The 25,773-nt window shown below is 73.5% G+C and carries 28 protein-coding genes; 16 read left to right on the plus strand and 12 right to left on the minus strand.

Features of this window, described 5'->3' with window-relative positions:
* The first annotated feature begins 104 nt into the window (after window positions 1-104).
* Together ACFWJ8_RS10660 and ACFWJ8_RS10665 are read left to right on the plus strand one after the other, a co-directional pair.
* Window positions 105-1,376: a DUF308 domain-containing protein gene (locus tag ACFWJ8_RS10660; protein WP_378811199.1), complete on the plus strand. Its 1,272-nt coding sequence runs from the start codon at window positions 105-107 to the stop codon at window positions 1,374-1,376.
* Window positions 1,377-1,396: 20 nt separating this feature from the next.
* Window positions 1,397-1,696, plus strand: a complete 300-nt coding sequence (locus ACFWJ8_RS10665) for a hypothetical protein (protein WP_378811200.1) — start codon at window positions 1,397-1,399, stop codon at window positions 1,694-1,696.
* A gap of 5 nt (window positions 1,697-1,701) precedes the next feature.
* Here ACFWJ8_RS10665 and ACFWJ8_RS10670 read toward each other — a convergent pair whose 3' ends face one another.
* Together ACFWJ8_RS10670 and ACFWJ8_RS10675 are read right to left on the minus strand one after the other, a co-directional pair.
* The gene (locus ACFWJ8_RS10670) at window positions 1,702-2,112 is read right to left on the minus strand and encodes a DUF3054 domain-containing protein (RefSeq protein WP_378811201.1); all 411 of its coding nucleotides are present in this window, start codon (window positions 2,110-2,112) and stop codon (window positions 1,702-1,704) included.
* Window positions 2,109-2,978 (minus strand): sulfurtransferase, encoded by an 870-nt coding sequence (locus ACFWJ8_RS10675; protein ID WP_378811203.1) that lies wholly within the window; start codon window positions 2,976-2,978, stop codon window positions 2,109-2,111. The genes ACFWJ8_RS10670 and ACFWJ8_RS10675 overlap by 4 nt, the downstream gene beginning before the upstream one ends.
* A gap of 171 nt (window positions 2,979-3,149) precedes the next feature.
* On the opposite strand from ACFWJ8_RS10675, the gene ACFWJ8_RS10680 reads away from it, so the two are divergent.
* Window positions 3,150-3,353 (plus strand): hypothetical protein, encoded by a 204-nt coding sequence (locus tag ACFWJ8_RS10680; RefSeq protein ID WP_378811205.1) that lies wholly within the window; start codon window positions 3,150-3,152, stop codon window positions 3,351-3,353.
* Between the two features lie 21 nt (window positions 3,354-3,374).
* Here ACFWJ8_RS10680 and ACFWJ8_RS10685 read toward each other — a convergent pair whose 3' ends face one another.
* Window positions 3,375-4,307, minus strand: a complete 933-nt coding sequence (locus tag ACFWJ8_RS10685) for an SDR family oxidoreductase (RefSeq protein ID WP_378811207.1) — start codon at window positions 4,305-4,307, stop codon at window positions 3,375-3,377.
* A 108-nt stretch (window positions 4,308-4,415) separates the two neighbouring features.
* The gene (locus ACFWJ8_RS10690; protein ID WP_378811208.1) at window positions 4,416-5,840 is read right to left on the minus strand and encodes an amidase; all 1,425 of its coding nucleotides are present in this window, start codon (window positions 5,838-5,840) and stop codon (window positions 4,416-4,418) included.
* Between the two features lie 139 nt (window positions 5,841-5,979).
* On the opposite strand from ACFWJ8_RS10690, the gene ACFWJ8_RS10695 reads away from it, so the two are divergent.
* Together ACFWJ8_RS10695 and ACFWJ8_RS10700 are read left to right on the plus strand one after the other, a co-directional pair.
* Window positions 5,980-6,354, plus strand: a complete 375-nt coding sequence (locus ACFWJ8_RS10695; protein WP_378811210.1) for a hypothetical protein — start codon at window positions 5,980-5,982, stop codon at window positions 6,352-6,354.
* 59 nt (window positions 6,355-6,413) lie between these two features.
* The gene (locus ACFWJ8_RS10700; RefSeq protein ID WP_378811211.1) at window positions 6,414-7,028 is read left to right on the plus strand and encodes a winged helix-turn-helix transcriptional regulator; all 615 of its coding nucleotides are present in this window, start codon (window positions 6,414-6,416) and stop codon (window positions 7,026-7,028) included.
* A 1-nt stretch (window position 7,029) separates the two neighbouring features.
* On the opposite strand, the gene fdhD is transcribed toward ACFWJ8_RS10700, so the two are convergent.
* Both fdhD and moaA read right to left on the minus strand, forming a co-directional pair.
* Window positions 7,030-7,932 carry a formate dehydrogenase accessory sulfurtransferase FdhD gene (gene fdhD, locus ACFWJ8_RS10705; protein WP_378811213.1) on the minus strand — a complete coding sequence of 301 codons (903 nt, stop codon included), beginning with the start codon at window positions 7,930-7,932 and terminating at the stop codon, window positions 7,030-7,032.
* Window position 7,933: 1 nt separating this feature from the next.
* Window positions 7,934-9,016 carry a GTP 3',8-cyclase MoaA gene (moaA, locus tag ACFWJ8_RS10710; protein ID WP_378811332.1) on the minus strand — a complete coding sequence of 361 codons (1,083 nt, stop codon included), beginning with the start codon at window positions 9,014-9,016 and terminating at the stop codon, window positions 7,934-7,936.
* A gap of 258 nt (window positions 9,017-9,274) precedes the next feature.
* On the opposite strand from moaA, the gene ACFWJ8_RS10715 reads away from it, so the two are divergent.
* From ACFWJ8_RS10715 to ACFWJ8_RS10735, 5 genes are all read left to right on the plus strand, one after another.
* Window positions 9,275-10,720, plus strand: coding sequence for a cytochrome ubiquinol oxidase subunit I (locus ACFWJ8_RS10715; RefSeq protein ID WP_378811215.1), 1,446 nt, complete (start codon window positions 9,275-9,277; stop codon window positions 10,718-10,720).
* 18 nt (window positions 10,721-10,738) lie between these two features.
* Entirely contained in the window at window positions 10,739-11,773 is a 1,035-nt protein-coding gene (cydB, locus tag ACFWJ8_RS10720; protein ID WP_378811217.1) for a cytochrome d ubiquinol oxidase subunit II, read from the plus strand.
* A 61-nt stretch (window positions 11,774-11,834) separates the two neighbouring features.
* Window positions 11,835-13,511 (plus strand): thiol reductant ABC exporter subunit CydD, encoded by a 1,677-nt coding sequence (gene cydD, locus ACFWJ8_RS10725; RefSeq protein WP_378811334.1) that lies wholly within the window; start codon window positions 11,835-11,837, stop codon window positions 13,509-13,511.
* Window positions 13,508-15,175, plus strand: coding sequence for a thiol reductant ABC exporter subunit CydC (cydC, locus tag ACFWJ8_RS10730; RefSeq protein ID WP_378811219.1), 1,668 nt, complete (start codon window positions 13,508-13,510; stop codon window positions 15,173-15,175). Before cydD ends, cydC begins: the two co-directional genes overlap by 4 nt.
* Before the next feature lie 29 nt (window positions 15,176-15,204).
* Window positions 15,205-16,149 (plus strand): capsular polysaccharide synthesis protein, encoded by a 945-nt coding sequence (locus ACFWJ8_RS10735; protein WP_378811220.1) that lies wholly within the window; start codon window positions 15,205-15,207, stop codon window positions 16,147-16,149.
* Here ACFWJ8_RS10735 and ACFWJ8_RS10740 read toward each other — a convergent pair.
* The 6 genes from ACFWJ8_RS10740 to ACFWJ8_RS10765 form a co-directional block, all read right to left on the minus strand.
* Window positions 16,141-17,703, minus strand: a complete 1,563-nt coding sequence (locus ACFWJ8_RS10740) for an SDR family oxidoreductase (RefSeq protein WP_378811222.1) — start codon at window positions 17,701-17,703, stop codon at window positions 16,141-16,143. The genes ACFWJ8_RS10735 and ACFWJ8_RS10740 overlap by 9 nt on opposite strands.
* A gap of 50 nt (window positions 17,704-17,753) precedes the next feature.
* Window positions 17,754-18,365: a GNAT family N-acetyltransferase gene (locus ACFWJ8_RS10745; RefSeq protein WP_378811224.1), complete on the minus strand. Its 612-nt coding sequence runs from the start codon at window positions 18,363-18,365 to the stop codon at window positions 17,754-17,756.
* Window positions 18,366-18,481: 116 nt separating this feature from the next.
* Window positions 18,482-19,567, minus strand: coding sequence for a sulfate/molybdate ABC transporter ATP-binding protein (locus ACFWJ8_RS10750; RefSeq protein WP_378811226.1), 1,086 nt, complete (start codon window positions 19,565-19,567; stop codon window positions 18,482-18,484).
* The gene (locus tag ACFWJ8_RS10755) at window positions 19,564-20,382 is read right to left on the minus strand and encodes an ABC transporter permease (protein WP_378811228.1); all 819 of its coding nucleotides are present in this window, start codon (window positions 20,380-20,382) and stop codon (window positions 19,564-19,566) included. The genes ACFWJ8_RS10750 and ACFWJ8_RS10755 overlap by 4 nt, the downstream gene beginning before the upstream one ends.
* Window positions 20,379-21,191: a molybdate ABC transporter substrate-binding protein gene (gene modA, locus ACFWJ8_RS10760; RefSeq protein ID WP_378811230.1), complete on the minus strand. Its 813-nt coding sequence runs from the start codon at window positions 21,189-21,191 to the stop codon at window positions 20,379-20,381. The genes ACFWJ8_RS10755 and modA overlap by 4 nt, the downstream gene beginning before the upstream one ends.
* A gap of 1 nt (window position 21,192) precedes the next feature.
* Window positions 21,193-21,585 carry a molybdopterin-binding protein gene (locus ACFWJ8_RS10765; protein ID WP_378811232.1) on the minus strand — a complete coding sequence of 131 codons (393 nt, stop codon included), beginning with the start codon at window positions 21,583-21,585 and terminating at the stop codon, window positions 21,193-21,195.
* 200 nt (window positions 21,586-21,785) lie between these two features.
* Between ACFWJ8_RS10765 and ACFWJ8_RS10770 the strand changes: the two genes are divergently transcribed.
* From ACFWJ8_RS10770 to ACFWJ8_RS10795, 6 genes are read left to right on the plus strand one after another with little or no spacing between them, the layout of a single operon-like run.
* Window positions 21,786-22,895 (plus strand): ThiF family adenylyltransferase, encoded by a 1,110-nt coding sequence (locus tag ACFWJ8_RS10770; protein ID WP_378811234.1) that lies wholly within the window; start codon window positions 21,786-21,788, stop codon window positions 22,893-22,895.
* Complete coding sequence (gene glp / locus ACFWJ8_RS10775; RefSeq protein ID WP_378811236.1) at window positions 22,892-24,133, plus strand: gephyrin-like molybdotransferase Glp; 1,242 nt, start codon at window positions 22,892-22,894, stop codon at window positions 24,131-24,133. The genes ACFWJ8_RS10770 and glp overlap by 4 nt, the downstream gene beginning before the upstream one ends.
* Window positions 24,130-24,636 carry a cyclic pyranopterin monophosphate synthase MoaC gene (moaC, locus tag ACFWJ8_RS10780; RefSeq protein WP_378811237.1) on the plus strand — a complete coding sequence of 169 codons (507 nt, stop codon included), beginning with the start codon at window positions 24,130-24,132 and terminating at the stop codon, window positions 24,634-24,636. Before glp ends, moaC begins: the two co-directional genes overlap by 4 nt.
* Window positions 24,633-25,274, plus strand: a complete 642-nt coding sequence (locus ACFWJ8_RS10785) for a molybdenum cofactor guanylyltransferase (protein ID WP_378811238.1) — start codon at window positions 24,633-24,635, stop codon at window positions 25,272-25,274. Before moaC ends, ACFWJ8_RS10785 begins: the two co-directional genes overlap by 4 nt.
* Window positions 25,271-25,540: a DUF6457 domain-containing protein gene (locus ACFWJ8_RS10790; RefSeq protein WP_378811240.1), complete on the plus strand. Its 270-nt coding sequence runs from the start codon at window positions 25,271-25,273 to the stop codon at window positions 25,538-25,540. Before ACFWJ8_RS10785 ends, ACFWJ8_RS10790 begins: the two co-directional genes overlap by 4 nt.
* The gene (locus ACFWJ8_RS10795) at window positions 25,540-25,773 is read left to right on the plus strand and encodes a MoaD/ThiS family protein (RefSeq protein ID WP_378811242.1); all 234 of its coding nucleotides are present in this window, start codon (window positions 25,540-25,542) and stop codon (window positions 25,771-25,773) included. The genes ACFWJ8_RS10790 and ACFWJ8_RS10795 overlap by 1 nt, the downstream gene beginning before the upstream one ends.

The following is a 25,773-nucleotide window of genomic DNA, read 5'->3' on the forward strand; positions in this document are numbered from 1 at the left end:
GCACGACGGCACCGCCGTCGTGCCCCTCTTTCGTGGATGCCGGAGACGCGACGCCCGCCGTTCGCTAGGTTGATCAGCGAGTCGTTCCCCCGTCGAAGGCGCCCATGACCGATCCGAACGTCCCTCACGACGAGGCGCTCGAGCGCACCGACCCCGACCTGGGCTACTACTCGCCTCCGCCGCCGGGCGTCGAGGCGCCGGCCGTCGCTCGTCCGTACGAGTACGTCTCGGCCGCGCTTCGGCCCGCGGTCCCCGCTTCACCTCCGACGCCCCAGGGAACCGCCGCGGCGTACGCGGCGCCCGCACTGCCCCCGGCCTATGCGGCGTCGCCGGGTGGGCCTTCGCCGACCTCCCTGCCTCCGGGGTATGCGACGACCACGGCCTCGTCCGCGTATCCCGCAGCGCCCGGCCCAGGCCGCGATCCGCGGCCGAAGGGCGTGGCGGTCACCGGCTTCGTGCTCGCGCTCGTCGGGTTCATCCTCGCGTTCGTGCCGATCACGGCCGGATTCGCGATCCTGCTGACGCTCATCGCCTTCATCGTGTCGATCGCGGCGCTCGCGAGCGCGCGACGCGGCGGCAAAGGCTTCGCCGGCACAGGCTTGGCGCTGTCGATCCTGGGCGGTCTGATCGCCCTCGTCGTGACGGTCCTGCAGGCGTTCGGTGCCTTCGGCTCGTCGAGCGGCTACGAACCCTCGGAACCATATGTGGAGCCGTATGTGCAGGACGAGGAGTACGAAGAACCTCTGGCCGGGGACTTCGCGGCGCCCGGCACCGACGGCATCCCCGATGGCGACGTGGCGCTCGCCACCCCTGTCGCGCTCACCGTGGCCGAGACCGCGTTCGGCGCAGAGGCGAGCGGCAGCGGGATATGGATCGTCGTGGTCCTCGACAACCCGAACGCCGACCACATCTTCGCGGGCGTCGACATCGGCGTGCGCGCCGTCGACGCGAGCGGCGCCGAGATCGCCACGGCATCGGAGCATGTGAACGCGCTCCAGGGGCGGTCCGCGCTCGTGCTGCACAACGTCATGACCGGCACGACCGCGGTCTCCGCGATCGAGGTGACGGTGCCCGAAGCGGCGACGGCGACGGTCTCGCCGTCCATCGAGACCGGTTCGTTCACGGTGACCGACACCCGGATCTCGGCCGGCGAGGACGGCACCCGGGTGTCGGGGTACGTCACCGGGCACTTCGCGAGCGACCTCTGGTACGCGCGCGTCACCGTCGTGGCCCGCGATTCCGGAGGGCGGATCGTCGGGGGCGAGCCGGGCTCGCTCGGCAGAGTCGCCGCCGACGGGTCTCCGGCGTTCTTCAGCGCGTGGTTCGTTCCTCCGCTCGCCGCTGATGTGTCGGCCGAGACCTACCCCGCTCCGTGACCCCGACCTAGGCTGGAGCCATGCCGTTCGGCCAGGTGGTGATGACGGGGTTCGTGACCCTGCTCTTCGCGCTGCCCGTGTACTTCCTCTGGTTCGCGTTCGACGCGTATCGGCGACGCCGGCGCGGCGAAGCTCCGACCCATTCGTCGGGCGGCATGGCCGCGATCGACATGGTCTTCCAGCCGACGGCCGAGGACGCCCGCGTGGTGTGGGAGGCCGAGCAGATCATGCCGGCGCCGGCACCGACACCGGGTGATGGTCCGGGAGTGATCGACGGCAACCGGATCGTGATCGAGACCGGGCTGCGCCACACCGCCTGAGCCGCTCAGCCGCGACGCAGCCGGCGGACGAGCGTCGCGATGAGGCGCCAGCCGACGAGCGCGACCAGCAGCGTGACCGACGCCACGATGATGAACGGCAGGGCGATGCCCTGACCGGATGCTGCGCGCAGCAGCATCCCGCCGATGACGGTGGCCGCCCACACACCGAGACCCGTGCGCACAGGGGCCGTGGGCGCGCGCCACGCGAGCGTGACGAGCCAGCCGATGCCCAGTCCGGCCAGGAACGGCCACGCCGTCTGCCACAGCCCCGACCAGACGTCCGAGTCGTGGCTCGCGCGGCCGGTCGCGGCGAAGGCGACGACCAGCACGACGTCGAGGACGAGGGCGAGCACGATGGCCGCGACGTTCGGGCGCGCCGTGGTCGTGGGAGCGGTCTCCGGTGCCTGCCCGGTCATGCGCGCGCCTCCACCGGTGTCGTCTGTGACGCTTCGACAGGCTCAGCGACCGGTGCCTGAGCCTGTCCGACCGGTCCCGGAGCCTGTGCGACCGGTCCCCGAGCCTGTCCGACCGGTCCCTGAGCCTGTCGAAGGGCCGCCAGGGGTTCCAGGCTCGGGGTGAGCGCTTCGCGCTCGTCGAACACGAAGCACTCGCCGTTCCAGTGGGCACCGCCGACGTGCTCGAAGTAGCCGAGGATGCCGCCCTCGAGCTGGAACGCCTCGACGCCGATCTCACGCAGGTAGATGGCGGCCTTCTCGCAGCGGATCCCACCCGTGCAGTAGCTCACCACGGTCTTGCCCTGCAGGTCCGGGATCGCGGCGGCTGCGGCATCCGGGAACTCGGTGAACCGCTCGATGCGCCAGTCCAGCGCGCCATCGAAGGCGCCGTAGTCGACCTCGAACGCGTTGCGGGTGTCGAGCAGCACGACCTCCCGCCCGCCGTCGTCTGCGCCCTCGTCGAGCCAGCGGCGGAGCGTCGCGGGGTCGACTGCCGGGGCGCGGCCCGCCTCGGGGCGGATCGTCGGGTGGTCCATGCGGATGATCTCGCGTTTGATCTTGACGATCATGCGGCCGAACGGCTGCGCCTGCGACCAGCTCTCCTTCGTGGTGAGCCCGTCGAACCGGGGGTCGCGGCGCAGATCGGCGACGAATCCGCGCACGGCCTCGGCGTCGCCGGCCAGGAAGAGGTTGATCCCCTCCTCCGCGAGCAGGATCGTGCCCTTGAGCCCGGCCGTGACCGCACGCTCGCGCAGCACCGGCTTCAGCGCGGCGATGTCGTCGAGGCGCGTGAAGAGATACGTCGAGATGTTGAGAACGGATGCCACACCTCCAGCCTACGGATCCCCCGCGCCGCCCGGCTCGGAGCTCTCCCGGGTTCGAAGCGCACAATGCGCCCTGGGGACGCTCCGGCGCCGCCGCGTCAAGGGGGTGGTGCGCCGCGCAGGCATGCCGGAGGCTGAGTCCGTGCCGCCGATCGCGGCACGCTGGAGGCAGGAATGACCGACCCCACGATCCCCGAACCGCTGCCCGGCCAGGTTCCGCCCGGGGAGCGCCCGCCCGGGCCCGGACAGCCCTCGCCGGACGAGCCGTTCCCGGCCCTGCCCGACGAGCCGCCGTCGCCCTGGCCCGAGGAGCCGCTCGCTCCCAACCCCGAGGAGCCGATGTTCCCGGGCACGGAGCCCGAGACGCCGTTCCCCTGACGCGGGCGGATCCGAAGACCTTCAGGCGGGTCGCACGCGTTGGGCGAGCAGGCGCTCGGCGACCGCCCACATGCGGGTGCCGTCGGCGGGATCGGTGATCCGCCGGTACGGTCGCTGCCGCGCGGCGGGTCCGCCGAAGTGGAGCAGCCCCGACGGCCCGAAGAGGTCCGGTGCGCCCGGTGTCGCCGGCGCGACCGCGGCGAGCAGCGCGGACTCGGCCGCGCGCTCGGGGGTGTTGCCCACGAAGCGCGCGACCCCGTGCTGCGCGCCGCCCTTCGCCCGTGCGCGCAGCGCCGGGGCGATGCCGGTGTCGGGCACCACACCGGGGTGGCTGAGCTGCACGCCGACGCCCCAGCCGCCGGCGGCGGACCGGCGCGCGAGCTCGCAGCCGAACAGGCCGAGCGCGACCTTGGACGCCCCATAGGCGCGCAGCGGGCGGTATCGTCGCGCGCTCTGCAGGTCGTCCCAGTCGACGCGCGACACCCCGGCCGCGAGACTGCACTGCACGACCACACGGGGCTCGGCGCCGCCCGGCGCCCGCTCGCGCAGCAGCGGCAGCAGCTGCGTGGTGAGCGCGACGTGCCCGAGGAAGTTCGTCTGGAAATGCAGCTCGAACCCGTCGTCGGTGACGTGCCGCTCCGGGTCGCCGAGCAGCACGATGCCCGCGTTCAGGACGAGGAGGTCGATCGGAGCACGGTCGGACCGCAGCGCGTCGGCGAGCGCCGCGACCGAATCGAGCCGCGCCAGGTCGAGGTCCCGCAGCGTCAGCCGCGCGTCCGGATGGGTCTCGCGGATCCGGGCGACGGCGCGCTCACCCTTGGCGCGGTTGCGCACCGGCAGCACGACGTCGGCACCGGCCCCGGCGAGACCTCGGGCGATCTCGACGCCCACGCCGTCGCTCGCACCGGTGACCACGGCGGTGCGTCCCCGCAGGTCGGGCAGCGTGATGGGCATGGCTCTCCGTTCGGCGTGCTCCGTGAGAGAGGAGGAGCCGCGGATGCCGCAGATACACGCCGTGCGCCCGCGCGGGCCGCCTCCCGCCGAGGCTACTCGCCCGCGGCTTCACGCCGAGAGCGGCGGCAGCGGCGGGACGCCACGCTCCACCGCACGACCCGCGTCGAACAGCGCGTCCTCGGCGAACATCGGCCCGATGAGCTGCACGCCGGCCGGCATGCCGTCGTCGCCGAGTCCGGCCGGCAGCGCGAGTGCGGGGAGCCCCAGGAAGTTCGCGGCCACCGTGAGCCACAGGTCCTGCCACGCCCGGTCTGCCGCTTCCTGCCCGCCGAGGTCGTAGTCCGGCTCACGCATGCGCGATGTCGACACCGGACCGAGGATCACTGGCACCTCGGCCTGCAGCCGCCGCCAGTCCGCGGCGACGGCCGCCCGTCGCGCCCACGCCTCGGCGTACTCCCTGGCCGCGTCGTAGGGTCGCGCGGCGGCCGTGCTGTCGCGCAGGAAGGCGGTCGCCGAGCGTCCGAGCGGCATACCGAGGTCGGCGGGGTCGAGCGACATGAGCATGTCGGTGCACGACAGCCGCCGCCACAGCACGGCGGCCTCCTCCAGGCGGGGCGCCTCGACCTCGATGACCTCCCAGCCGGCGGCGGTGAGGGATGCCGCCGCCCGGTCGATCCCGGCGGCGACCTGGGGGTCCACCCCCGCACCGGAACGGCGCACGACCCCGACGCGCCGAGGCAGGTCGCGCAGCCGCGGTGCCTCCAGCGACACCGGGTCGTCAGCATCCACTCCCTGCATCACCGAGAGCGCGAGCGCGACGTCGTCGACGGTGCGCGCCATCGGGCCGTTGACCGAGAACTCCTGCAGCGTGAGCGCGACCGGGTGCCCCGTGACCGCGGCACGCGGCACGCGCCCCCGCGACGGTCGCAGCCCCACGACGCCGGCGGCATAGGCCGGCAGGCGCAGCGAGCCGCCGAAGTCGTTGCCCAGGCCGATCGCACTCATGCCCGTGGCCACCGACACGGCGTCGCCGCCGCTGGAGCCGCCCGCGCTGCGCCGCGGGTTCCACGGATTGCGGGTGCGGCCGAACACGTCGTTGTCGGTGTCCCAGCGCATGCCGAAGTCGGGCATGTTGCCGCGTCCCACCGGCACCGCCCCGGCGGCGCGCAGGCGCCGCACGATCGTCGCGTCACGCGGCGGGATCGCCTCCGCCATGCCGCGCCAGCCGTTCGTCGTCGCCGACCACGTCAGGTCGATGTTCTCCTTGATCGAGATCGGCACGCCGGCGAGCGGTCCCACGTCCTGGCCCGCGGCGAGCGCGGAGTCGACGGTGGATGCCGCTTCCCGCGCCTGTTCGGAGAACACGACGGTGAGCGCGCCGAGGTGAGGGTTCGCACGCTCGATCCGCTCCAGATGGGCCGCCACGACCTCGACGGCGCTCACCTCCCGACGACGGACGGCCGCGGCGATGTCGACGGCCGAGGCGCGCGGTGCGAGGGCGGGATGTTCGGCGGAGGGGTGCGGCGGAGTCATCGGACCCATCCCACCATGCGCGTCCCGGCACCGCACCCTGCGCCCAGAGCGACGGCGGACCCTCCGCCGGGCTCGGCGCGCAACTCCTGCGCGCGGGGCCGAGCGCGTCCGGGACCTGTGCGCCACTAGGATCATGCGCATGGCATCAGGCAAGAAGCAGCAGCAGGAGACCGAGCTCCACGGTGGAGTCCTCTCCGGCAACGGCAGCCCGGCACTGTGGGGCACCCTCATCGGCCTCATCGTCTTCGCGTTCGTCGCGGTGCCGATCTCGGCGGCCGTGCGCTTCGCGACCCACCCGATGACGCAGCAGCTGTTCGGCGGCCGCCTCTCCGAGGCCACCCAGGGCGGCTACGTCGCGTTCTGGTGGATCGTCGCGGTCTTCCTGCTCGCACTGCCGTTCCTCGTCGGCTGGGGCGTCGCGAAGCTGTCGGGCAAGACGCTCGCGATCATCGCCGCGGTCGTCGGCCTGTTCTTCGTCGTCACGCTCGTGATGGGCCAGCTCTTCGTCTTCTGATCCCGCCGCCCCGGGTGCCGGGACGGCCGCGGGCTGTGGCATCCGGGGATAATGGGGGCATGGGGACCGGTTACAGCGCGATCTCCAGCTATTCGCGCGTCGAGATCATGCGGCTGCTCCAGGCGCGGCCGCAGCGGGCGATCCCGGAGCTCGTCGAGGCCACCGGGCTGCACGCCAACACGGTGCGCGAGCACGTGCAGCGGCTGATCGACGCCGGGTACGTGATCGCCGAGACCGAGCGCCGCACGACGCGCGGACGGCCGCGGGTGCTGTACTCGGCGGCCACCGGCGACCACGACGCGTCGAGCCCCGTCGCCGTCCGTCGCGCGGAGGCGGCGGCGCGCCGCGGCGACCTGATGCGCCGGCTGTACGGCTCGGACGCCGAGCCCGGCGCCGAGGCGATGGGCACCGACGCGCTGCACCAGCTGGACGCCCTCGTGGAGGACCTCGGCGACGCCGGCTTCGACCCGATCGTCGACGAACGCGACCTCACCGTCGACCTCACCCCGTGCCCGCACGCGCCGTCCGGCACGCAGCGCGGGGTGCTGTGCGGTGTGCACATCGGCCTGATGGACGCGGTGCTGGCGCAGGCCGGCGGCCCGCTGCGGGTCGAGGGAATCGCACCGTCGTGCGATCCGACCCAGTGCGTCGTGCAGCTGACCGCCGACGCCTGACTCAGACGGTCACGCGGTCCGGCCGCGCGTACACGTTCATGGACGCGCCGCGCACGAAGCCCGCCAGGGTGAGCCCCGACCGGGTCGCGAGCTCGACGGCGAGCGACGAGGGCGCCGACACCGCGGACAGGATCGGGATGCCGGCCATGACGGCTTTCTGCACGAGCTCGAAGCTCGCGCGCCCCGACACCTGCAGCACGGTCCCCGACAGCGGCAGGCGGTCGTCGAGCACGGCCCAGCCGATGACCTTGTCGACCGCGTTGTGACGGCCGATGTCCTCGCGCAGCACGAGCAGCTCGCCCGTCTCCGCGTCGAACAGCGCCGCGGCGTGGAGGCCGCCCGTCTTGTCGAACGCGGCCTGCCCGGCTCGCAGCCGGTCGGGGAGCGCGGCGAGAAGGGCGGGCTCGACGGTGACGGCATCCACCGACACGTCATGGCGCGACCGCTTCTCGATCGTGTCGATCGACGCGGCGCCGCACACGCCGCACGCGCTCGTCGTGGCGAACGCGCGGGCCAGGCCCGCGACCGCGGCGGCCGGGCCCGGCGCCAGCGCGATGTCGAGCACGTTGTAGGTGTTCTCGGTCGGGGCGGGCGCGAGCGTCGCGATCGGCGCGGCGCCGAGGGCGATCAACGGGGTCCCGGCCGGCGCGGTGCCGGGCCCGCCGCAGTGGATCGCGGCACGCACATCGTCGGACGAGCCGATGACCCCCTCCGACACGAGGAACCCCGCAGCCAGCTCCCGGTCGTGCCCGGGCGTGCGCATCGTCACGGTGAGCGGCTCGCCGGCGATGCGGATCTCCAGCGGCTCCTCTACCGCGACGGTGTCGGCGCGGCGCCGCACGGCGGCGCCTTCCGCTCCGAGCGCGATGCGCGTGACCGGCGTGCGCGTGGTGACCCGGCCCATGTCAGCCGCCGATCGCGTTCATGCCGCGCGCCGGCTGCAGGAACGACGGGTCGTTGATCGCGTGACCCGGGAGCTTGCCGCGCACGCAGGACCGCAGCATCCCGTCGATCCCGGCTTCGTCAGGCGCGGCGACCGGTCCCTGCGCCTGTCGATGGGCATCGCCGCGCAGCAGGGGCAGCAGGTCATACTCGGTCGTCGAGAAGAGGCAGTTGCGCAGCTGGCCGTCCGCGGTGAGGCGCAGGCGGTCGCAGTCGCCGCAGAACGGTGCGGTCACCGAGGCGATGACACCGACCGTGTCGGGGCCGCCGTCGAGCGTCCAGCGTGCGGCGGGTGCGCGGCCGCGACCGGGCACGGGCGTCAGCGTCCAGCGCTCGGCGAGCCTGCCGAGGATCTCGTCCTGGGTCACCATGCTCGACCGGTCCCACGTGTGCCCCGCGTCCAGCGGCATCTGCTCGATGAAGCGCATCTGCGCGCCGTGCGCGACGGCGAATTCCACGAGGTCGACGAGCTCGTCGTCGTTGACGCCGCGCATCGCCACCGCGTTCAGCTTCAGCGGACGGAGAGGGGATGCCGCAGCCGCCGCGATCCCGTCCAGCACGTCGTCCAGCCGGTCGCGTCGCGTCAGCTCGCGGAAACGATCCCGGCGGAGCGTGTCGATCGAGATGTTGAGGCGGTTCAGTCCCGCGTCGACGAGGCCGGGGAGGAGCTCCCGCAGCCGGATGCCGTTGGTCGTCATGGCGATGTCGACCGGTCGGCCGTCCGGTCCCGCGATCGCGGCCAGCCGGCGCACCACGTCGACGATGTCCGTGCGCAGCAGCGGCTCGCCGCCGGTGAGCCGGAAGGTCGTGATGCCGTCCGCGGCCGCGACGCGCGCGACGGCCTCGATCTCGTCGAGCGTCAGGATGCTCGTCTTGGCGAGCCACTCGTTGCCCTGCTCGGGCATGCAGTACGTGCAGCGCAGCGAGCACCGGTCGGTCAGCGAGATGCGCAGATCGCGATGCACACGTCCGTGCGTGTCGATCAGCGGCGCCCCGGGGCCGGCGGGGGACGACGCGGCGCCGACCGGCGCCGGTGCCACCGGCATCCGCTTTCCGATCACGACGGGGATCGCGCTCACGCGCGCCGCCCCGATCGCTCCGTCCGCACCGCCATGGTTCGAGGGTAGCCGGGCGGCGCACGGGCGGGCGCGACGCGGCGGATTATTCACGGCGGGGCAGCGCGCGAACCCGCTCCAGGACTGGGAAGGTGGAGGCGCACGGGCCGCTCCCCCGGAGGGGTCCCGTGTGGTCTGACCACATGCTACGGTGGTCGCAACCAGTCCGGAACCGAACGGAATCCCACCATGGATCTGCTGGACCCTCTGCTGCTGGCTCGCTGGCAGTTCGGCCTCACGACGCTGTACCACTTCCTGTTCGTCCCGCTGACGCTCGGCATGGCGCTCACGGTCGCGATCTTCCAGACGGCATGGTTCCGCACCGGCAAGCTGAAGTGGCTCCACCTCACTCGCTTCTTCGGCAAGGTGTTCCTCATCAACTTCGCCATGGGCGTCGTGACGGGCATCGTGCAGGAGTTCCAGTTCGGCATGAACTGGTCGGCGTACTCGCGCTTCGTGGGCGACGTCTTCGGCGCCCCGCTCGCCTTCGAGGGCCTCATGGCCTTCTTCTTCGAGGCCACGTTCATCGGCCTGTGGATCTTCGGGTGGGACAAGCTGCCGCGCGCGCTGCACCTCGCGAGCATCTGGATCGCGACCATCGGCGCGTGGTTCTCGGCGTACTTCATCCTCGCGGCGAACGCGTTCATGCAGAACCCGGTCGGGTTCAAGATGGCCGAGGACGGCTCCCGCGCCGAGATGACCGACTTCTTCGCGGTCCTCACCAACCCGGTCGCGCTCGCCGCGCTCCCGCACACGCTGTTCGCCGCGTTCATGATGACGGCAGGCGTCATCGTGTCGATCTCGGCCTGGCACCTGCTGCGCAAGCAGAACGTCGAGATGATGCGCTCGTCGCTGCGCTTCGGGCTGTGGGGCCTCATCGCGGCGTTCGCCGGCGTCGCGATCTCGGGCGACCAGCTGAGCCTCGTGATGGTGGCGACGCAGCCGATGAAGATGGCGGCCGCCGAGGCCACGTTCGACACGGTGTGCGGCGCGGACGCGTCGTTCTCCATCTTCACCCTCGGCACCCCCGACGGCACGAGCGAGCTCTTCTCGATCCGCGTGCCCTACCTGCTGTCGCTGCTGTCGACGCATTCGCTCGACGGCTGCGTCGAGGGGATCAACGACCTCAACGCCCTCTACACGACCGAGATGTTCCCCCAGTTCGCCGACCAGGTCGACGGCAACTTCGCCCCCGTCCTGTGGGTCACCTACTGGGCGTTCCGCTGGATGATCGGCCTCGGCGGCATCGCGGCGCTCGTCGCGGTCGTCGGTCTGTGGCTGACGCGCAAGAAGGCCAAGCGCGAGGTCCCGGCCTGGGCATGGCGTCTCGCGATCTGGGCATGGCCGGCATCGCTCTTCGCCATCCTCGTCGGCTGGGTCTTCACCGAGATGGGCCGTCAGCCCTGGATCGTGTTCGGCCTCATGCTGACCGAGGACGGCGTCTCGCCCTCGGTGCCCGGCTGGACCGTGCTGATCTCGCTCGTCGCGTTCACGGCGATCTACGCGGCGCTCGCGATCGTCGAGGTCGGCCTCATCATGAAGACCGCCAAGAAGGGTCCGGAGCCGCTGCCGGATCCGGATGCCCCCGATCAGGGCGAACGCGCGGTCGCCGACACCCCGACGACGGTCTACTAAGGGCTTCAGGAGCACATCATGGATCTCGCGTACCTCTGGTTCTGGATCGTCGGCTTCCTCTTCGTCGGCTACTTCGTGCTCGACGGCTTCGACTTCGGCGTCGGCATGTCGCTGCCGTTCCTCGGCAAGAACGACATCAGCCGCCGCCAGGTCATCAACACCATCGGCCCGGTGTGGGACCTCAACGAGACATGGGTCATCGTCGCCGGCGCCTGCCTGTTCGCCGCGTTCCCGGAGTGGTACGCGACGCTGTTCAGCGGCTTCTACCTCGCGCTGCTGCTGATCCTCCTCGCCCTCATCCTCCGCGGGGTGTCGTTCGAGTACCGCCACCAGCGCGATTCCCTGCGCTGGAAGAAGGGGTTCGACACGATGATCGTCGTCGGCTCGGCCGTGCCGGCATTCCTGTGGGGCGTCGCGGTGGCCAACATCGTGCAGGGCGTGCCGATCGATGCGAACCACGAGTTCACCGGGTCGCTCCTGACGCTCCTCAACCCGTACGGGCTGCTGGGCGGACTCACGACGCTGCTGCTGTTCTTCACCCACGGCGTGTACTTCGTCGCGCTCAAGACCGACGGACAGGTCGCGGTCGACGCCCGCAGGCTCGCCTCGCGCGCGGGCCTCCTCACGATCGTGGTGGCCGCCGCGTTCCTGGTGTGGACGGTCGTCATGGCCTTCGCCCAGGGCCGCGACCTCGCGGTCCTGACGGCGATCCTGTCGGCGATCGCGGCGGTGCTGCTCATCGCCTCGTGGATCTCCAACGCGCGCAGCCGCGAGGGCTGGGCATTCGGGTTCGGCGCGGTGACGATCGTGACGGCCGTGCTGGCGGTCTGGTTCGCACTGTTCCCGTACGTCATGCCGTCGACGACCGATCCGGCGTACAGCCTCACGATCGAGAACGCGTCGAGCACCGACTACACGCTGACGATCATGTCGTGGGCGGCGCTCATCTTCCTGCCGCTGGTGCTGGCCTACCAGGGGTGGACGTACTGGGTGTTCCGCAAGCGCGTGACGCGCTCGCACATCGAGGCCGCTGCCGCGGCGCCCGCTCACTGAGGGAGCGCGTCGGTCGTTGAGGGAACGAGGAAGCACGGCGAAGCCCCGCGTCCGCACGAGCGTGCCGCGGGGCAAGGCCGAAGCACCCCAGGCGCCGGTCGACCCGCGGCTGCTGCGCTACGCGCGCGCATCGCGCGGCTTCTTCGTCGCGATCGCGGCGATCGCGCTCGCGCAGACCGCGGTCATCGTGGCGTTCGCGTGGCTGCTCACGCGGGCGATCACCTCGGCGATCGACGGGATGCCGCTGCCCGAACTCGCTCCGACGCTCGGAGGGCTCGCGGCCGTCGTCGCGCTGCGCGCGCTGCTGCTGTGGTCCCGCGAGGCCGTCGCAGCCCGCGCGGCCGCCCGGGTGCAGACGCAGCTGCGCACCGCGCTCGTCGCCGCGGTCGGGACGCTCGGCCCGGAGTGGCTCGCGGTCCGCGGCTCCGCCGCTCTTGCCGTCACCGCCGGGCGGGGGCTCGATGCGCTCGAGGCGTACTTCGGCCGCTACCTGCCGCAGCTCGTGCAGACCGTCGTCGCGACGCCGCTGATCCTGGCGGTCATGTGGTGGCAGGACTGGCTCTCGGGCCTGACGGTGCTGTTGACCCTCCCCCTCATCCCGATCTTCATGGTGCTGATCGGTCTCGCGACACGCTCCGTGCAGCAGCGGCAGTGGCAGACGCTGCAGCACCTCGCGTCGCGCTTCGCCGACACCGTGCAGGGCCTGTCGACGCTCAAGGTGTTCGGGCGGCAGCACCGGACGGCAGCATCCGTCGAACGTGTCACCGACGAGTACCGTCGCGAGACGATGCGCGTGCTGCGGGTGTCGTTCCTGTCGGGGTTCGCGCTGGAGTTCCTGGCCTCGATCTCGGTCGCGATCGTCGCGGTGTCGATCGGGTTCCGCCTCATCGACGGCTCGCTCACCCTGGCGGTGGGCCTGTTCGTGCTGCTGCTGGCGCCGGAGGCGTATCTGCCGCTGCGCCAGGTCGGCGTGCAGTTCCATGCGGCGGCCGAAGGCGTCGCCGCAACCGAGGACGTGTTCGCGGTGCTGGACGCCGCACGCGCCTCGACAGGCTCGGCGACCCTGCCGGAGCCGCGTCTTCTGGTCCCTGAGCCCGTCGAAAGGGGATCGCTCGTCCTGCGCGACCTCCGGGTCCACCGCGGCCAGGCGATGCTGCCTCCCGTCGCGTTCTCGGCGGCGCCGGGGACCGTGACCCTGCTCGAGGGCCCCAGCGGCGCCGGCAAGTCGAGCGTGTTCGCGGCATTGCGCGGTACCGCGGAGTTCGACGGCGTCGCGGCGTTCGACGGCGCCGACGTCCGCACGCTGCCGCCCTCGACGTGGCTGGCCTGGGCCGGGCAGCAGCCCGGCCTCCTCGCAGGCACGGTGGGCGACAACGTCGCGCTCGGCGACCCCTCCCCCGACGCCGACACCGTGCTCCGCGCGCTCGGCCTCGCCTGCGCGGAATCCCTCGACCCGGCGTCCGAGCTCGGCGTGCAGGGTGCGGGGCTCTCGGGCGGCCAGGCGCAGCGCGTGGCGGTGGCTCGCGCGTTCTACAGGCACCTGCGCGGCCGCGCTCCCGCGATCGCGCTCGACGAGCCCAGCTCGGCGCTCGACCCGGAGACCGAGTCGCGGCTGTGGCGCGGCATCCGCTCGCTCGCGGACGACGGGGCGGTCGTCCTGCTGATCTCGCACCGCATGTCGGCGCGGGCGATCGCCGACGCGGTCGTGAAGCTGCAGCCGGCGGAGGTGCCCGCATGACGTCGGCGAACGCGGTGCTGCGCGGCGCGATGCCGCCCGCGCGGCGCTTCTGGTGGGCACTGGCTGCCGGCTTCGCATCGGAGGCGTCGGCGGTCGCCCTGCTCGCGGTGAGCGCCTGGCTCATCGTGCGCGCGAGCGAGCAGCCCCCGGTGCTGTACCTGTCGGCGGCCGTCGTCGGGGTGCGGTTCTTCGCGATCTCGCGCGCCGCGTTCCGCTATCTCGAACGGCTGACGGGTCACGACGCCGCTCTCCGCCAGCTCGCCTCGACGCGGGCCGACCTCGTGCGCCGTCTCATCCCGCTCGCACCCGACGGGCTCGCGCGCACGCGTCGCGGCTCGGTGCTCGGCGCGCTGGTCGACGACGTCGACGAGCTGCAGAACCTGCCGCTTCGGGTCGTGCAGCCGCTCGCGTCCTCGGCGCTCGTCGCCGTGGGCGCGGTGGTGCTCGTCGCGTTCGTGTGGTGGCCCGCGGCGCTCACCCTCCTCGCCTGCCTGCTCGTGGCGGCCGGTATCGCGACGCTGTGGGGCTGGCTGTCGGGCGCCCGCGCCGAGCGCGCGATCGCCCCGCTCCGCGCGGAGCTCGCCGACGCCGTGCTCGATCATCTCGGCAGCCTCGACGTTCTCGTCGCCTACGGCGCCGAGGCGCAGAGCCGCGAGCGCATCGCCCGCGCGGATGCCGCGCTGCGCCGTGCCGTCGTGCGACGCGCGGGAGCGCAGGCCGGCACGGCCGCCCTCGTGTCGCTGCTCGCCGGTGCCGCCTCGATCGCCGCCGTGCTGGTCGCCGCGCCCGGCACCGCATCCGGGGCGCTGACCGGACCGGGACTCGCGGTCGCGGTGCTCGTGCCGATGGCGGTGTTCGAGGTGTTCTCGGCGGTCCCCCTCGCCGCGTCCGCGTGGCGAGGCGTGCGCGCGTCCGCGGAGCGTATCGCGGATGCCGTGCCGGCGGCGCCGCCCGTCGAGCTGGCACCCGAGAACCCGCCGGCCACCGGAGAGGCCCCGCCGCTCGGCGACGGCATCCGTCTGCGCGCCGCCGACGTGCGCTGGCCCGGCACCGGTGGATCGGCGCTCCACGGAATCGACTTCACGGTCCGCCCCGGCGAGCGCGTCCTCGTGATCGGGTCGAGCGGGGCCGGCAAGACGACCCTCGCCCATGCCCTGGTGCGCTTCCTCGAGACCGAGGGTGGCTACGACCTCGGCGAGCACTCCGTGCACGACCTCGCCCCTGACGACGTCCGGCTCACGGTCGGGCTCTGCGAGCAGCATCCCATGCTCTTCGACGAGGACATCCGGCAGAACCTCCTGTTCGCGCGCGACACCGCGACGGATGCCGACCTCGAAGCGGTGCTCAGCCGCGTCGGGCTGGGCGACTGGGCGCACGGGCGTGGCGGGCTGGACGCCCGCGTCGGCGAGCGCGGCGCGCTCGTGTCGGGCGGGCAGGCGCAGCGCATCGCGCTCGCACGCGCCCTGCTGCGAGGCTTCCCGGTGCTGATCCTCGACGAGCCGACGGCCGGCGTCGACCCCGACGCGTCCGACCTGCTGCTGACCGACCTGCTGGGCGCCGTGCCCGACGACCGGGCCGTCGTGCTGATCTCCCACGTCGCCGTCCCCGACGGCCTCGTCGACCGGGTCGTCCGTCTCGACGACGGCCGCGTGATCAGCGCGTGACGGCGACGGCCCCGGCTTAGGCTCGGACCGTGACCGACGGCATCCGCACACCGTTCGAAGGGCTCGACGCGCAGCTGAAGCGCGCCGAGCGGTTCCGGGACAGCGTCGATCCGGTGGCGGCCGTGGCCGCCTACCGCACGTTCACCGACTTCGTGCGCCCGCGCCTGCCGGCGCTGCGCACCGCGGCGGGGCTGCCGGCCGAGCCGGGAACGCGCGCCGACGGCGAGGCGATCGCGGCACGCGACGGCGGCCGCGTCGACCCCGCCGCGCTGAACCTCTACACGTTCTGGAACAGCCCGATCGACACGGCGCCGCCTCTCGTGCAGGCCTGCATCGCCGAGCTGACGCGGCTGCACGCCGATCTGCCGACACCGCTGACGGTGCTCGACGGCGCCTCCGCGCGTGAGCTCGTGGAGATCCCGGATGCCGTCGCCCAGGCCCTCGAGAACGACCACCCCGCGCACTTCTCGGACTTCGTGCGGGTGAGCGTGCTCGACCGCCTCGGCGGCATCTGGGTCGATGCCACCTGCTGGGCGCCTGCGCCGCTTCCGGAGGCCGTCGCGCCGCTGCTCACCGCGGGTGCGCTCTACCCGCGCTGGACCCGTCGTCAGATCGGCAACTGGTTCATCGCCGCCGTGGCGGGCACGCCGCTCATCCGCCTGCAGCGCCTCACGCTGCAGGCGTGGTGGGAGTCCGGGGGCGGCATCCCGGACTACTTCCTGTACCACCGCATCTTCGAGGTGCTGTACGACCTGGTGCCCGAGTTCCACGGGCAGTGGCTCGCCACGCCGACGCTCTCGGCGGGCGCCAGCCACCTGCTGCAGCTCGGCATGATGCAGCCGTGGGATGCCGACGCCATGCGCTTCGTCGCGGGCACCTCGATCGTGCAGAAGCTCAGTTACAAGTACGACAGCGTGCCGCCGGGCTCGGTGCTCGACCGGCTCGTGTCGGGCCAGGCGCTGCTGTCAGGCTGACGCCGCAGGCTCATCGGCGGCGGGAGCGGTCTCGGCGACGGCGGTGATGCGTCGCGCCATTCCGGCGAAGATGAAGCCGTGGAACGGGAGCACCGCGAGCCAGTACAGACGCCCTGCGAGCCCGCGCGGGAAGAAGACGGCACGCTGGTCGTAGCGCGACCCGCCGCGTGGGGCGTCGGCGCCGGCGCGGAGCTCGAGCCAGGCCGACCCGGGCACCTTCATCTCGGCACGCAGCCGCAGCATCCGGCCCGGATCCATCGCCTCCACACGCCAGAAGTCGAGCGCGTCGCCGACCGCGAGTCGCTCGCGGCTGCGCCGGCCGCGGGCCAGCCCGATGCCGCCGACGATGCGGTCCATCCACCCGCGGACGGCCCACAGCAACGGTGACGAGTACCACCCGTTCTCGCCGCCGATGCCCACGATCACCTGCCACAGCGCCTCCGGCGACGCGGACGTGTGCACCGAACGCGCGTCGGTGAAGACGACCCGCCCCGCCCAGTCCGGGTCGTTCGGGAGCGGATCGCTCGGTGCGCCGAGCACCGGGGCGTCCTGCCAGCTCGTCTCGATCGTGTCGGCGGCGACACGTCCGAGCGCCAGCCGCACCGCGGTGCGGTATGGCACGAGGCCGCCCTCGGGTGGCGGGATGAGCGCGTCGACGTCGTGCTCCTTCATGACGCACTCGTTCTGCAGCGACTCGACGAGCGGCACGGCGAGCGCTCGGGGAATCGGCGTCACGAGGCCGACCCAGTGCGAGGCGAGGCGCGGTGTGAGCACCGGGAGCGCGGCGATCGGCCGCTGGCGCAGTCCTGCCTCGACCGCGTACCCGTTCATCATCTGGCCGTATCGGAGAACGTCGGGCCCGCCGATGTCGACCGCACGGTTCACATCGGCGGGCACCCGCGCCGCGCCCAGCAGGTAGTGCAGCACGTCGCGCACGGCGATGGGCTGGATGCGGTTGCGCACCCACTTCGGCGCGGGCATGTACGGCAGCACCTCGGTGAGGTGACGCACCATCTCGAACGAGGCGGAGCCCGAGCCGATGACGACACCCGCCTGCAGCACGAGCGTCGGCACGCCGCTGGCGAGGAGGGTGCGGCCCACCTCGACGCGGGAGCGCAGATGCGGCGACAGCGGCACTCCCTCGGGGTGCAGCCCGCCGAGGTACACGATGCGGCCGACCGAGGCTGCCGCCGCGGCATCGCCGACGGTCCGCGCCGCCTGCTCGTCGGCGTCGTGGAAGTCCTTGCCGCCCGCCATCGAGTGGACGAGGTAGTAGAGCACGTCGACGTCGCGCACCGCCTCGCCGACGGCGACCGCATCGCGCGCGTCGCCCTGGACGACCTCGACCCGGTCTCCCCATGGGAACGCCGCCGCACGGGAGGGGTCCCTGACGAGCACGCGGACGCGGTACCCCGCGCCCAGCAGCCGCGGCACGAGACGACCTCCGATGTAGCCGGTCGCGCCCAGCACGAGTGCGCGCGGGGCGCTGCCGTCCACGCGCGGCCGCGCGGACAGCGCGGGCTCGTGGCCGGTGGGTGCCGAGACGTCCTCCACAACCGGCAGACTACGTGCCGGCGTGCGGGAGCGGCAGGGCCGGCGAGCCGTCAGAGACGCTTGGCGAAGACCGCCGTGCCCTCCGGCGACGGCAGGGCCTCGAACCCGACGCGCGGATAGAAGGCGATGGCGCCCGCGTTCTCGGCCGCCGCGACCAGGTGCAGCCCGGGTACGCCCGCGTCGCGCAGCGATCGTTCGAGCGTCGCGATGAGCTCACGACCGAGCCCCTGTCCCTGCGTCTCGGGCAGCAGGTCGATGTGCAGGTGCGCGGGGTACTCGTCGCCGAAGGGCTGCGAGCCGCCGTGCCGCGCGTACGCGTACCGCACGATCCCGTCCTGGCGCGACGCGCTGACCGGCAGCGGGTCGCCTTCGGGCTTCGGCCAGCGGTCGTGGAACCTCGGCCACCATTCGTGCTCGAACCAGTCCTCGAAGGCCGACGAGTCGGGGGCGCTCACGATGTAGCCCACGACGCGGCCGTCGTCGGTCTCGACGACGAACGCGAACTCGGGATGCCGGACGACATACGGCAGCACGAAGATCTCGCCCCACAGATCGTCGTCGTCGAGCACGCCGGTGGCGTCGACGCCGGCGTCGGCGGTCTTCAGGCAGATGTCGGAGAGCGCCGGCTCGTCACCGGGGCGGAACGGACGGATGCGGGTCACCCCGTGAGTCTAGGGCGCCGCCGCTCCGGTCCCACCGCCGCTTCGCGTGTCACGACGCGCGGGTTCGTGCGTGTCGATGCCGCGGGTCGTGACCCACGAACGCGCGCGCGGGCGCCTCACACGACGAAGAACCGGACAGCCGCGGGGTCGACGGCCAGGGTCAGCGTCGTGCCCGGTTCCCAGCCCGCGGCGCGGCTCGCGGGCAGGTCGACGGCGACGTCGGGATCGGCGGTCCGCACGCGCACCCCGGCGGGCGTCTGCTCCAGGCGGACGACCCGCGCCGCCCACTCGGCCGGCCGGCCGGCCGGGGTGTCGATGATCCGCACCTCCGCCGGCCCGAACACGGCCGCCAGCTCTCCCGCCGGGACGAGGGATGCCGCGGCCTCCGTCACGGGAAGCACGAGGCCTCCGGCGCGCCAGGTCGCGGCATCCACTCGTCCGACGACGCGATTGAGCCCGGCCACCGCGGCCGCGAACCGCGTCGCCGGGGTCGCGAGCACGTCGCGCACCGGGCCCGACTGGGTGACCCGTCCCGCTTCGAGCACGACCAGGCGTGACGCGAGGGCCACCGCGTCGACGGCGTCGTGGGTCGCGACGATCGCGGTCGTGCCCGTCTCGGCGAGCTGCCGGTGCAGCAGCGCGCGCACATCACCGGCGGTCTCGGTGTCGAGCGACGTGAGCGGCTCGTCGAGGAGGATCGCGGCGGGCGCCGTCGCGAGCGCACGTGCGAGCGCGACGCGCTGCTGCTGGCCCCCCGACAGCTTCGCGGGCCGGCGCCCGCCGTGGTCGTGCAGCCCGACGCGGCGCAGCCAGTCGGCGGCGCCGGCGTCGGCGTCCACCTTCGAGGCGCCGCGCACGCGCAGGCCGAAGGCGACGTTCTCGAGCGCGGTGAGGTGCGGGAACAGGCGCGGGTCCTGACCGAGCAGCACCACTCCGCGCGCCGACGGCGGCGTGCGCCGCCCCGGCCCATCATCGAGCGTGCGCCCGTGCAGCCGCACGGCGCCCTCGTCGAAGGCGGTGAGTCCGGCGAGCACCCCGAGCAGGGTCGACTTGCCTGCGCCGCTCGGCCCCATGAGCGCCACGACCTCGCCGGCGGGCACCTGCAGCTCGGCGTCGAGCACGAACCCGCCTCGCCGCGCGACGACCCGCACCTCGAGGCCTCCGGCGATCCCCGGCGTGACGGCATCCACGGATCCGCTCATCGCGGCGTCTCCACCCGCCACGCGCGCACGAGCAGCAGCACGCCCACGGCCGTGACGAGCAGCAGCAGCGACAGCGCGACGGCGGTGCCCTGCGAGACGCCGGCGCCGTTGAACGCCGTGTAGATCGCGAGGGGCATCGTCTGCGTGACGCCCGGCGCGTTGCCGGCGAACAGCGCCGTCGCACCGAACTCGCCGATGGCCCGGGCGAAGCACAGCACGATGCCCGCGACGAGTCCGGGGGCGGCGAGCGGCAGCGTCACGCGGGCGAGGATCGTCCAGCGTCCGGCCCCGAGTCCCGCGGCGGCCTGCTCGTAGCCCGTGCCGGTGGCGCGCAGCGAGCCCTCCAGCGCCAGGACGAGGAACGGCAGCGCCACGAACGTCTGGGCGAGCACCACGGCGGTGGTCGTGAACGGGATGCGGATGCCCCACTCGGCGAGCGCGCCGCCCAGCCAGCTCGTCCGGCCGAACAGGAACAGCATCGCCACGCCGCCCACCATGGGCGGCAGCACGAGCGGCACGGTCACGAGTGCGCGCAGCGCCCCCGCCGTACGGTCGTCGCTGCGGGCGATGAGGAGCGCGAGCGGCACGCCCAGCACGACGCACACCGCGGTCGCGATCGCGCCGGTGAGCAGCGACAGTCCGAGTGCGGCGACCGCCTGCGGCGACGTGACGTCGCTCCACAGCGTCGACCACTCCACCCGGAGCACGAGGGCGCCGAGCGGAAGGATGAGCAGCGCGAGGCCGAGCACGGCGGGCACGATGAGCACGCGGGGCACGAACCCCGTCCGCTCGGTGCGCGCGGAGACGCCGGTCACGGCGCCCCGAAGCCGAACGACGCGAGCACCTCCTGGCCCTTGTCCCCGAGCACGAAGGCGACGAACGCGTCGGCGGCGTCGGCGTTCGCCGAGCCGTCCAGCCCGGCGATCGGGTAGTGGTTGACGACCGCGTCGGCGCCGTCGACCTCGACGGTGTCGACCTCGTCCGTCGCGGCGGCGTCGGTCACGTAGACGAGTCCGGCGTCGGCCTCGCCCGCGGCGACCTTGGTGAGCACGGCGGTCACGTTCTGCTCGTAGCTGTCGACGCTCGCCGTGACGCCCGCGTTCGAGAGCAGGGTGGTGGATGCCGCGCCGCACGGCACCTCGGCGGCGCAGAGGACGACGGTCAGATCGGGGTTCGCGAGGTCGTCGAGCCCGGTGACGCCGCCCGGGTTGCCCGCCGGCACGACGAGCACGAGGGTGTTGCTGGCGAACAGCTCAGGACCGCTCGCGAGTCCCGCGTCGACGACCTTCTGCATGTTCTTCTCGTCCGCTGAGGCGAAGACGTCGGCGGGCGCGCCCTCGATGATCTGGGTGGCGAGCGTCGACGAGCCGTCGTAGGTGATCGGCTGCACGTCGAGCGAGGGATGCTGCTCCTCGAAGTCGGTCGCGAGCTCGTCGAACGCGCCCTTGAGCGACGCAGCGGCGTACACCGTCAGCTCGCCGGTGAGCTCGGGCCCCGCGGGTTCGGTCGTCGCAGGCGACGTCGCCGCCGGATCCTGATCGCCGGTGGCGGTCGCGCACCCGGTCAGGCCGAGGGCGAGCGCGGTGAGGACGACGGCGGTGCGGGCCAGGACGGGACGGCGCATGTCAGCCTTTCGGGGTTTCGACGATGACGGTGGTGGCCTTGACGACGGCGACGGCGAGCGAGCCGGGCTCGAGCCCGAGCTCGCGCACCGCCTCGGACGACATGAGCGAGACGACGCGATGGGGTCCGGACTGGATGTCGACCTGCGCCATCACGCCGTCCGCCTGCACGCGGGTCACGAGCCCCACGAACCGGTTGCGGGCGCTGGAGAGCACGTCCGCGGGGTCGGCGGGGGTCTCGGCGAGCTCCACCGCGCGCGCGGCGAGCGCGGCGCCGGGGATCTCGATCGGCGAGGCGCCGGTCGTCGGCAGGGTGCCGGCATCCACCCACCGACGCACGGTGTCGTCGCTCACGCCGAGCAGCCGCGCGGCCTCGGCGATCTTGTAACTCGTCACGGCCACAACCTAGCACCGCGCATGCGGCGTGATCACCCACTTTTCCCCGCAGTTGCGGATGGCAGCCCGTGGCGCTGGCCCGTGAGGAGAAGATGTCACGAGCGGACGACGCCGGCGCCCGGACCCGCCCTCCGCTCGTGACATCTCCTCCCCCGCGAGACCCCGGCCGCGATGCCGCCGGGCACGGCTAGCCTGTGGGCATGGCCTTTGATCCGCTCGTGGAGCCGGTCGCCGCGCTCAGCGACGCCGAGCAGACGCGCACGGCGCGCCACCGCGTGCTCGCCGGTTTCGGCGATGTCGCCCAGCGCCGCCTCGCGGCCGCCCACATCGCCGTGGTCGGGGCGGGAGGCCTCGGCTCCCCCGCGGTGCTGGCGCTGGCGGCGGCGGGTGTCGGCACCCTCACCGTGATCGACGACGACGAGGTCGAGGCATCCAATCTGCAGCGCCAGGTGATGCACCGCGTGTCCGACGTGGGCGCGCCGAAGGTCGACTCGGCCGTCCGCATCGCCGCCGAGCTGTCCCCCACGACGGTGGTGCGGCCGGTGCGGGCCGCGCTCACCGCCGAGAACGCGTGCGAGCTGCTGGCCGGGGCCGATGTCGTGATCGACGGCACCGACACGTTCCCGACGCGTGAGGCGGTGGCCGCCGCGTGCGAGCAGCTCGGGGTGCCGCTGGTGTGGGGCGTCGTGCAGGAGTTCCACGCGCAGGCGACCGTGTTCTGGTCGGCGCCGCCCGCCGGCACCGCGCCGCTGCGGCTCGCGGATCTGTACCCCCCGGATGCCGCCGCCGACGCGCCTTCGTGCGCCCAGGTGGGCGTGCTCGGCGCGCTGTGCCTGCAGGTGGGGTCGCTGCTCGCGACCGAGGCGATCAAGCTCGTGACCGGCATCGGCGAGCCCCTGTACGGACGCGTGCTCGTGATCGATGCGCTGCGCGGGCGCACCGACGAGGTGCCGCTGCGACCCGCCGCGGCACCGCCCGCGCCCGCGGTGGCCGACGCTCCCGCCGCTGCAACGCCCGTGCCGCAGCTGACGCCCGACCAGGCGCTGGCCGCGCAGCGCGCCGGGGCCGTGCTGCTCGACGTGCGCGAACCCGCCGAGACGGCGCGCGGCGTGATCCCGGGCTCGGTGCTGATGCCGCTCGGCGACGTGCTCGCCGATCCCGCGCGCATCGAGGCCCCCCGCGTGGTCGTGGTGTGCCAGGTGGGCATGCGCGCGCAACGCGCAGCCCGGGCCCTGCGCGACGCGGGGGTCGAGGCATCCGTCCTCGCCGGCGGTCTGGACGCGTGGATGCGCGCGACGGTCACCGCATGAGCGACCTCCGCACGGTCGAGGAGCATCTGGCCGACGTGCTGGCCGCGGCGGCGCCGCTCCCCGCCGGGCCCGTCGCCCTGGCCGAGGCGTACGGCCGTACGCTGCGCGAGCCCGTGCGCGCGGCGGTCGACATCCCCGTGTTCGACAACTCCGCGATGGACGGGTTCGCGGTGCGCTTCGCGGACGTCGTGGATGCCGCCGAGCACGCCCCCGCCGTGCTGCAGGTGGTCGCCGACCTCCCCGCCGGCACCGACGCCGACCCGGTGCTTCGCCCAGGCGAGGCCGCGCGCATCATGACCGGATCGCCCGTCCCGGCGGACGCCGACGCGATCGTGCCGTTCGAGGACACCGAGGGCGGCCTGGCCGACTCGCTCGGCGAGGTGCGTGTCCTCCGCGCGCCGCGCGCACCCGGCGCGCACGTCCGCCGCGCCGGCGAGGACGCCCTGGTCGGTGCCGAGGTGCTGCCCGCCGGCGTGCTGATGGGTCCGCTGCAGGCGGCTGCGGCCGCCGCGGCCGGCGTCGCCGAGGTCGTGGTGACGCGGCATCCCCGGGTCGCCGTGATCTCGACGGGCAGCGAGCTCGTGGCACCGGGCGAGCCGCTTCTGCGCGGCCAGATCCCCGAGTCCAACAGCGTGCTGCTGGCGGGGCTCGCCGCCGACGCGGGTGCCGTCGTCGTCCGCCGCGAGAGCGTGCCCGACGAACCGGCGCTGCTGGACGCGCTGCTCGCCGAGGTCGCTGCTCCCGAAGGCGGCGCGGCCGACGTCGTGGTGTTCTCGGGCGGCGTCAGCGCCGGTGCGTACGAGGTCGTGAAGACGACGCTCGCGCAGACCATGTCGTTCACCAAGCTCGCGATGCAGCCGGGCAAGCCGCAGGGGTTCGGCCGGCTGCCGTCCGGCGTGCTGCTGTTCGGCCTGCCGGGCAATCCGGTGAGCGCCGCGGTGTCGTTCGAGGTGTTCGTGCGTCCCGCGCTGCTGCGCCTGCAGGGCCGCACGGCGGCCGATCGGCGCGTGCTGTCGCTGCCGGCGGCGGCCGGATGGCGCACGCCGCCGGGGCGTCGGCAGTACCTCCCTGCCACGATCGACCGCGCGGATCCGCGGGCGTGGCGCGTCCGCCCGGCGACCTCGGGCGGGTCGCACCTCGCGGGCGGACTGGGCCGCGCCGAGGCGTACGCGATCGTCCCCGCGGAGGTGGATGCCGTCGCCGAGGGCGACCTCGTCGATGTCATGCTGATCTCATGACCACCGACGAGCCCACGTTCACGCACCTCGACGCCGCCGGCCACGCGCGCATGGTGGACGTCACGCTCAAGCAGCCGACGGTCCGCTCCGCCACGGCGCGCGGGTTCGTGCGATGCGCTCCGCACGTGGTCGCCGCACTCCGCGACGGCGCGGTGCCCAAGGGCGACGTCCTGGCGGTGGCCCGGATCGCCGGCATCCAGGCCGCCAAGCGCACTCCCGAACTGCTGCCGCTCGCGCACGTGATCGGCGTGCACGGAGCCGCGGTCGATCTCTCGATCGTCGACGACGGGGTGGCCGTCGAGGCCACGGTGCGCACCGCCGATCGCACCGGTGTCGAGATGGAGGCGCTCACCGCCGTCTCGGTGGCGGCCCTCGCCGTGGTCGACATGGTGAAGGGGCTCGACAAGGGCACGTCGATCGAGCAGGTGCGCATCATCGCCAAGACCGGCGGCAAGAGCGGCGACTGGCACCGTTCTGCTGAGCAGGGCGACACGCGGCCGTGACGACCCGGCTCGGCGCGATCCTGCTCGCCGGCGGCCGCGCGACGCGCGTCGACGGCGCCGCCAAGCCGCTCTTCGACGTCGGCGGACGCACTCTGCTCGCCGCCGCGGCGCACGCCGCCCTCGCCGCCGGGGCCCGCCCCGTCACGGTGGTCGCCCCCGTGCTCGACGAGGCACTCCCCGTCACGTGGATCCGCGAGGACCCACCGTTCACCGGCCCCGCCGCCGCGACCGTCGCCGCCCTCGCGTCGTGGCCGGCGGCGGACGACCCGGACTGGACGCTGCTGCTGGCCTGCGACCTCCCGGCGGTCGACGCGGCCGTGCGCCGGCTCGTGGCCGACATCGTGCTCGTCCCCGCCGACACCGACGGCCTGTGCCTGGGCGACGCGTCGAGCCGGCCGCAGTGGCTGATCGGCGTCTACCGCACGCGCGCGCTGCGGGCGGCGGCATCCGCTCTTCCGAATGGCGGGGTGGATGCCTCGATGCGCGCGCTCCTCGACGACCTGGCGATCACCGTCGCCTCGGTGCCGGGCGACCTGACTCGCGACGTCGACACGTGGGAGGATCTGGAGGAGGCCCGCGCTCGCGCGGGCGCCGCGTCCGCGCACCCGCCGCACCGCGCCAGTGAGGAGCCGTCATGAGCGACCAGTCCCGCAGCCTTCCGCCCGAGGCCCTCGACGACTGGGCCGCGGCGCTCCGCGAGCGTCTGGGCCTGTCGCCCGACGACGTGCCGGTCGCAGCCGTGCTCGACCTCACCAGGATCGTGGCGAACAGCGTCGCCCGCCCCGCCGCACCGCTCGGAGCCTTCGCCGCCGGGCTCGTCGCCGGACGTGCCGGCACCGACCCCGCCCAGGTCATCGCCGCGCTGCGCGAGGTGGCCGACCTCGCCGAGGGCTGGGAGCAGTAGTGGCCGTCGTCCGATACTTCGCCGCCGCGCAGGAGGCCACCGGTCTCGACACCGAGCGCCGCGACGAGACGACCCTCGGCGCCCTCCGCGACGCCGTGTCGGCCGCATACCCGGGTCTCGGCGGCATCCTGCCCCGTTGCGCCGTGCTCGTGGGCGGCTCGCGCGTGGCCGACGACACGACCCTCGGCGCCGACGAGCTCGTCGACGTGCTGCCCCCGTTCGCCGGCGGCTGA

Source organism: Microbacterium sp. NPDC058389 (genome assembly GCF_042722305.1).
In the GTDB taxonomy this organism is placed as follows: Bacteria; Actinomycetota; Actinomycetes; order Actinomycetales; family Microbacteriaceae; genus Microbacterium.